Genomic DNA, 6753 nt, shown 5'->3' with positions numbered 1-6753 from the left:
AAACGCCCGGTTACATTCCGAACCCGGAAGCTAAGCCTTACAGCGCCGATGGTACTGCAGGGGGGACCCTGTGGGAGAGTAGGACGCCGCCGAACTCCTTTTAGAGCTCTGGCTCTTGGGCATCACAGCCCGAGAGCCAGAGCTTTTTTGCGTTGAGGTAAGGTCAGGGGGCATCGTTCGAACGTTTCCCACAGGAGGCACCCGGGTGGAGGTTCAGGAGACTCGCGTCCAGACGGACCGTGTGCTCACCATCCCGAACATCCTCAGCATGGCTCGTCTGGTCGGCGTGCCGCTCTTCCTGTGGCTGATTCTGCGGCCTGAGTTCGGTGGGCCCAAGAGTGACGGCTGGGCCCTCCTGGTACTGGCTCTGAGCGGTGTCAGCGACTACCTGGACGGCAAGCTGGCGCGACGCTGGAACCAGGTCAGCAGCCTCGGCCGGCTTCTCGACCCCGCGGCCGACCGGCTCTACATTCTTTCGACGCTGGTCGGTCTCACCTGGCGCGAGATTCTGCCGCTGTGGCTGACCGCCGTACTCCTTGCCCGGGAGCTGGTTCTCCTGGTGATGGTGGGCATCCTCCGCCGGCACGGCTATCCGCCGCCCCAGGTGAACTTCCTCGGCAAGGCCGCCACCTTCAACCTGATGTATGCCTTCCCCTTGCTCCTGCTCAGTGACGGAACTGGTTGGATCTCGTCACTCGCTGCTATTTTCGGATGGGCGTTCGCCGGATGGGGTACAACACTGTACTGGTGGGCAGGAGTCCTCTACGTGGTACAAGTCCGCCGTCTGGTTCGTGCGGACGCCATGGCCGATTGAACTCGCGGTTGACCCGGCCTGCGCGGTGCGATGGCCCGTTGTCGAAAAGTGCGGGACAATCCTCGCGGGGGAAGTCGGCTAGACCGTCGTCTCTTTGAGGAGGACGCTTCCGACATGAAGGCCGTCGTGATGGCCGGAGGCGAAGGCACGCGCCTTCGTCCCATGACCTCAAGCATGCCCAAGCCGCTCCTGCCTGTGGCCAACCGCCCGATCATGGAGCATGTGCTGAGGCTGCTCAAAAGGCATGGGCTCAACGAAACAGTCGTGACTGTCCAGTTCCTGGCCTCGCTCGTCAAGAACTACTTCGGTGACGGCGAGGAGCTCGGAATGGAGCTCACCTATGCCAATGAGGAGAAGCCACTCGGTACCGCCGGAAGCGTGAAGAACGCGGAAGAGGCGTTGAAGGACGACGCCTTCCTCGTGATCTCCGGCGATGCTCTGACGGATTTCGACCTCACCGAGCTGATCAATTTCCACAAGGAAAAGGGTGCGCTGGTCACGGTCTGCCTGACACGTGTGCCCAACCCCCTGGAATTCGGAATCACCATCGTCGACGAAGAAGGCAAGGTGGAGCGCTTCCTCGAGAAGCCCACCTGGGGCCAGGTCTTCTCCGACACGGTGAACACCGGCATCTACGTGATGGAGCCCGAGGTCTTCGACTACGTCGAGGCCGATGTGCCCGTCGACTGGTCCGGCGATGTCTTCCCGCAGCTGATGAAGGAAGGCAAGCCGGTCTACGGCTACGTCGCCGAGGGCTACTGGGAGGACGTCGGCACCCACGAGAGCTATGTGAAGGCCCAGGCCGACGTGCTCGAAGGCAAGGTCGACGTAGACATCGACGGGTTCGAGATCTCGCCGGGCGTGTGGGTGGCCGAGGGAGCCGAGGTGCACCCCGACGCCGTACTCCGCGGGCCCGTGTACATCGGCGACTACGCCAAGGTCGAGGCCGGCGCCGAAATCCGTGAGCACACCGTCGTGGGCTCCAACGTCGTGGTCAAGAGCGGTGCCTTTCTGCACAAGGCCGTTGTCCACGACAACGTCTACGTGGGGCCGCACAGCAATCTGCGCGGCTGCGTGGTCGGCAAGAACACCGACATCATGCGCGCGGCGCGTATCGAGGACGGGGCGGTCATCGGTGATGAGTGCCTGATCGGTGAAGAATCGATCGTTCAGGGCAACGTGCGGGTCTACCCGTTCAAGACCATCGAGGCCGGTGCCTTCGTCAACACCTCGGTGATCTGGGAATCCAGAGGGCAGGCGCACCTCTTCGGGGCGCGCGGTGTGTCCGGGATCCTGAACGTGGAGATCACGCCGGAGCTCGCCGTGCGTCTCGCGGGTGCGTATGCGACGACCCTGAAGAAGGGCTCGACCGTCACCACGGCCCGCGACCACTCACGTGGTGCCCGTGCGCTGAAGCGGGCGGTGATCTCGGCGCTGCAGGCCAGTGCCATCGACGTCCGGGACCTGGAGAACGTGCCGCTGCCGGTGGCCCGGCAGCAGACCGCGCGAGGCAGCGCGGGCGGCATCATGATCCGTACGTCTCCCGGGGTGCCGGACTCCGTCGACATCATGTTCTTCGACGGGCAGGGCGCCGACCTCTCGCAGGGCAGCCAGCGCAAGCTGGACCGGGTGTTCGCGCGGCAGGAGTACCGGCGGGCCTTCCCCGGCGAGATCGGTGACCTGCACTTCCCCGCCAGCGTCTTCGACTCGTACACCGGGTCGCTGCTGCGGAACGTCGACACGACCGGGATCGCGGACTCCGGGCTCAAGGTGGTCGTCGACGCGTCCAACGGCAGTGCCGGCCTCGTGCTGCCGAGCCTGCTCGGGAAGCTGGGGGTCGACTCGCTGACGATCAACCCCGGTCTCGACGAGTCCCGGCCGACCGAGACGGGCGACATGCGCCGGTCCGGGATGGTGCGGCTCGGGGAGATCGTGGCGTCCTCGGGGGCCGCGTTCGGCGTGCGGTTCGACCCCGTCGGCGAGCGGCTGTCGCTCGTCGACGAGAAGGGGCGGATCATCGAGGACGACCGGGCGCTGCTGGTCATGCTGGACCTCGTCGCCGCCGAGCGGCGCAGCGGCCGGGTCGCGCTCCCGGTCACCACCACCCGGATCGCCGAGCAGGTGGCGGCGTACCACGGGACCCAGGTCGAATGGACGACCACCTCGCCGGACGACCTGACGCGGGTCGGCGGCGAGGAAGGGACGATCTTCGGCGGAGACGGCAAGGGCGGCTTCATCGTCCCCGAGTTCAGCAGCGTCTACGACGCCACGGCGGCCTTCGTGCGGCTCATCGGGCTGGTGGCGCGGACGCAGCTCACGCTCAGCCAGATCGACGCGCGGATTCCGCGGGCGCACGTCCTGAAGCGCGACCTGGCGACCCCGTGGGCCGTCAAGGGGCTCGTGATGCGGCGTGTCGTCGAGGCGGCCGGAGACCGCTTCGTGGACACCACGGACGGGGTGCGTGTGGTGGAGACCGACGGCCGCTGGGTGATGGTGCTGCCCGACCCGGCCGAGGCCGTCACCCACCTGTGGGCCGAGGGTCCGGACGACGCCTCCGCGCAGGCCCTGCTCGACGAGTGGTCGGCGGTCGTGGACAGCGCCGGCCGGTAGAACGGGCTGCACGCGTGCGTGCCGGACAAGTGTCCCCAACGGGGCCTGTCCGGCACGCCGGTGGCCCCGTTCGGAGGTAGCGCCCGCGACGTGCGACGATGTGCGGCATGCCGCAGCAACCCCCCATTCGGAGCACACCCGCGCGGCCCCGGCGCCCGGACGCGTCCATGTCGTTGCTCACCAACGTCATGGACCACAGCCTCGACGACGGATACGCCGAGGCCGCCGAGCGGAAGAAGGCCGCGGGCGACGGCGGCATGCCGAAGACCCTCCGGGCGAAGCTGGGTCTCGCGGCCGGCCTTGTGCTCGCGGCCCTCGTCGTGACCGTCGGCGCGGCCCAGGCCCGGGTCGCCGCTCCGGTGGTGGCCAAGGAGCGGGAGGAACTGGTCGACCGGATCGACCAGGAGTCCGACGCGGCCGACGAGCTGGAGGACTCCGTCGACGAGCTGCGCGAGGACGTCAGCGCGCGGCAGCGCGAGGCGCTGAAGCACAGCGGTGGCAGCGCCGCGTCCGAGCTGGTGGGGATCTGGTCCGGTTCCGTCCCGGTGCACGGGCCCGGGGTGAAGCTCGTGGTGAACGACGCCAAGGAGGCCGGGACCGGGGGTGACGGCGGCCCTCGTGGCAGCTCCGGGTTCTCCGACACCGGCCGGGTGCGTGACCGGGACATGCAGCGCGTGGTCAACGGGCTTTGGGAGTCGGGGGCCGAGGCGATCTCCATCAACGGGCAGCGGCTGACGGCCCTGTCCGCGATCAGGGCCGCGGGAGACGCGATACTGGTCGACAACAAACCGCTGGTGCCGCCGTACACGGTGCTCGCGGTGGGGGACGGGCAGCGGCTGAGCACGCGGTTCCAGAACAGCGCGGACGGGCTGTACCTCGACGCGCTGCAGGAGAGCTACGGCATCAGGACAGGCATCTCCGCGGAGGACGACCTCCGGCTGCCTGCCGCGCCGAGCCTGATCGTACGTACAGCACTGCCGAGCACCGAGAAGAGCGAGAAGGGCACATCGTGATCGCCGTACTGGGCCTCATCGTGGGAGTCGTGGCCGGCCTCTTGGTCCGGCCGGAGGTTCCGGCAGTGGTCGAGCCTTATCTGCCGATCGCCGTCGTGGCGGCTCTGGACGCCGTCTTCGGAGGGCTGCGGGCCATGCTCGACGGCATCTTCGACGACAAGGTGTTCGTGGTGTCGTTCCTGTCGAACGTGGTGGTGGCCGCACTGATCGTCTTCCTGGGCGACAAGCTGGGCGTGGGCGCCCAGCTGTCGACGGGAGTGGTGGTCGTGCTCGGCATCCGGATCTTCTCCAACGCCGCGGCCATCCGCCGGCACGTGTTCCGGGCGTGAGACCGATGAGCGGACAGGACGAGAAGCGCACCGAGGACCAGGGCGGCACGCGCGCCGAGCGGCGCGAGGACAGCGGTGAGTCCGGGAACGGGCTGCGCAAGGCGCTGCCCCAGGAGGTGCCGGCCGCGACGGCGCCCGCCGCCCCGGTCGTCCCCGAGCAGGGGCACGCGCCGGAGGCGGACCCCGAGCCGGCTGTTGCGCCCGAGCCGGGGCTGACCGGGCGGCAGCGCCTGGTGCAGGGGCTGTGGCCGCCGCGGGTCACCCGCGCCCAACTCATCGTGGCGTTGCTGCTGTTCGGCCTCGGGTTCGGGCTGGCGGTGCAGGTGGCGTCGAACAGCGACGGCGACAGTGCCCTGCGCGGGGCGCGGCAGGAAGATCTCGTTCGCATCCTCGATGAACTGGATGACCGTACGCAACGTCTTGAGGACGAGAAGCGGGGTCTGGAGCAGCAGCGCGACGAGCTGGAGAACAGCTCGGACCAGGCCGAGGAGGCTCGGAGGCAGACGATCGAGAAGGAGCGGCAACTCGGCATCCTGGCGGGCACGGTGGCCGCGCAGGGGCCCGGCATCACCATGACGATCCAGGACACGAAGGGGACGGTCGAGGCGGACATGCTGCTCGACGCGATCCAGGAGCTGCGTGCGGCGGGTGCCGAGGCGATACAGGTGAACGGCGTGCGCGTCGTCGCCGGCACGTATCTCACCGATCCGGGCAAGGGCGTGAGCGTCGACGGGAACAAGATCAACGCGCCCTATCGTTTCAAGGTCATCGGCAAGCCGCAGGACCTCGAGCCGGCGCTCAACATCCCCGGAGGCGTGGTGCAGACTCTCGAGAAGGAACAGGCCACGGTCGCGATCGAGCGGTCGGGCAAGATCGTCGTGGACGCCTTGCGAGCGGTGAAGCGGCCTGACTACGCTCGGTCGTCCTCGCAGTGAGCGGGGGGCGCATGGGCGGTGTTCGGCGAGGGCATGAGGTTGCGGGGGGTCGGCGCACCGAATGGGTGGTGCGTGGTGGAAACTGTCTGGTGCAGACGGACGTTGTCAGGATGTCCGGGTCGGCCAGAGTGTTCAGTCAGGGTTCGTCCTGCCCCACGGGCGGGTCTGTTTCGGTCAAGGGGAATCGCCCGTGAAGTTGTTTGCGAAGTTGTTCGGCAAGAGCGCGCGAGAGGGTAGCGACAACGCCACCGCTCGTCATCGCGCACAGCCTGACGCGGAAGGCCAGCGGCCGCTCTTCCGTGACCAGGTCGGGGGCCCCGGTGGTGACGTTTCCGGTGGTCAGGGCGCGCCGTCGGTTGACCCTGCACAGGCCGGCGGCATAGGTTTCGGCCAACCGTCAGCCTCGGGTGCGGGTGCAGGCTCCGACCCGTACGCGTCCCATGCCCCTGGTGGGCAGCCGCGGCAGGAGGATCCGATGTCGGCCCTGGTGTGTACGAGGTGCGGTAACCGCAACGCGGAGAACAGCCGCTTCTGCTCCAACTGCGGCGCGCCGCTGCGGCCGGGGGCGGCCCCGGAGCGTCCGTCCGAGACGACCTCCACGATCTCCATCTCCGGTCTCGAGGCCTACGACAGCGAGACCACCGGCCAGACGCCGATGCCGACGCTGTCCCCCGAGGCGCAGGCCGCCGTGGACGCGCTGCCGCTGGGCTCCGCCCTCCTGGTCGTGCGCCGCGGGCCGAACTCGGGCAGTCGCTTCCTGCTCGACGGTGACCTGACCACGGCCGGGCGTCATCCGCAGAGCGACATCTTCCTGGACGACGTGACGGTCTCCCGGCGGCACGTGGAGTTCCGCCGCGGTCAGGACGGCTCGTTCACGGTGGCCGACGTGGGCAGCCTGAACGGCACGTACGTGAACCGCGAGCGGATCGACCAGGTCGCCCTGAACAACGGTGACGAGGTGCAGATCGGCAAGTACCGGCTCGTCTTCTACGCGAGCCAGCGGGGTTACTGACCCGGATTCCGTCCGGACAGACCCCGGCGAAGGTCCATCC

The 6753-nt window shown here is 68.3% G+C and carries 6 protein-coding genes and 1 rRNA gene; all 7 read left to right on the top strand.

Annotation, left to right across the window (positions count from 1 at the left end; translation table 11 throughout):
• Window positions 1-95: ribosomal RNA gene (gene rrf / locus ABZY20_RS35280) — 5S ribosomal RNA — on the top strand; the annotation flags it as partial.
• 110 nt (window positions 96-205) lie between these two features.
• On the top strand, window positions 206-814 hold the full coding sequence (locus ABZY20_RS35275; protein ID WP_356447288.1) for a CDP-alcohol phosphatidyltransferase family protein: 609 nt from the start codon (window positions 206-208) through the stop codon (window positions 812-814).
• A gap of 114 nt (window positions 815-928) precedes the next feature.
• A complete protein-coding gene (locus ABZY20_RS35270) occupies window positions 929-3424 on the top strand; it encodes a mannose-1-phosphate guanyltransferase (RefSeq protein WP_356447286.1) in 2496 nt (831 codons plus the stop codon).
• Between the two features lie 98 nt (window positions 3425-3522).
• Window positions 3523-4437, top strand: coding sequence for a DUF881 domain-containing protein (locus ABZY20_RS35265; RefSeq protein ID WP_356447285.1), 915 nt, complete (start codon window positions 3523-3525; stop codon window positions 4435-4437).
• On the top strand, window positions 4434-4766 hold the full coding sequence (locus tag ABZY20_RS35260) for a small basic family protein (RefSeq protein ID WP_006134295.1): 333 nt from the start codon (window positions 4434-4436) through the stop codon (window positions 4764-4766). Before ABZY20_RS35265 ends, ABZY20_RS35260 begins: the two co-directional genes overlap by 4 nt.
• A 5-nt stretch (window positions 4767-4771) precedes the next feature.
• Window positions 4772-5701 carry a DUF881 domain-containing protein gene (locus ABZY20_RS35255; RefSeq protein WP_356447283.1) on the top strand — a complete coding sequence of 310 codons (930 nt, stop codon included), beginning with the start codon at window positions 4772-4774 and terminating at the stop codon, window positions 5699-5701.
• A gap of 61 nt (window positions 5702-5762) precedes the next feature.
• Window positions 5763-6713, top strand: coding sequence for an FHA domain-containing protein (locus tag ABZY20_RS35250; protein ID WP_356447281.1), 951 nt, complete (start codon window positions 5763-5765; stop codon window positions 6711-6713).
• The last annotated feature ends 40 nt before the right edge of the window (window positions 6714-6753 follow it).

It is taken from the genome of Streptomyces sp. NPDC006624 (assembly GCF_040611555.1).
Lineage (GTDB): Bacteria > Actinomycetota > Actinomycetes > Streptomycetales > Streptomycetaceae > Streptomyces.
This window is presented reverse-complemented; position numbering and strand designations above follow the sequence as displayed.

Excerpts from the sequence above, each read along its gene's own strand:
- ABZY20_RS35265 (WP_356447285.1), top strand. The coding sequence starts at position 3,523 with ATGTGCGGCATGCCGCAGCAACCCCCCATTCGGAGCACACCCGCGCGG.
- ABZY20_RS35255 (WP_356447283.1), top strand. The coding sequence starts at position 4,772 with ATGAGCGGACAGGACGAGAAGCGCACCGAGGACCAGGGCGGCACGCGC.
- ABZY20_RS35270 (WP_356447286.1), top strand. The coding sequence starts at position 929 with ATGAAGGCCGTCGTGATGGCCGGAGGCGAAGGCACGCGCCTTCGTCCC.
- ABZY20_RS35250 (WP_356447281.1), top strand. The coding sequence starts at position 5,763 with ATGGGTGGTGCGTGGTGGAAACTGTCTGGTGCAGACGGACGTTGTCAG.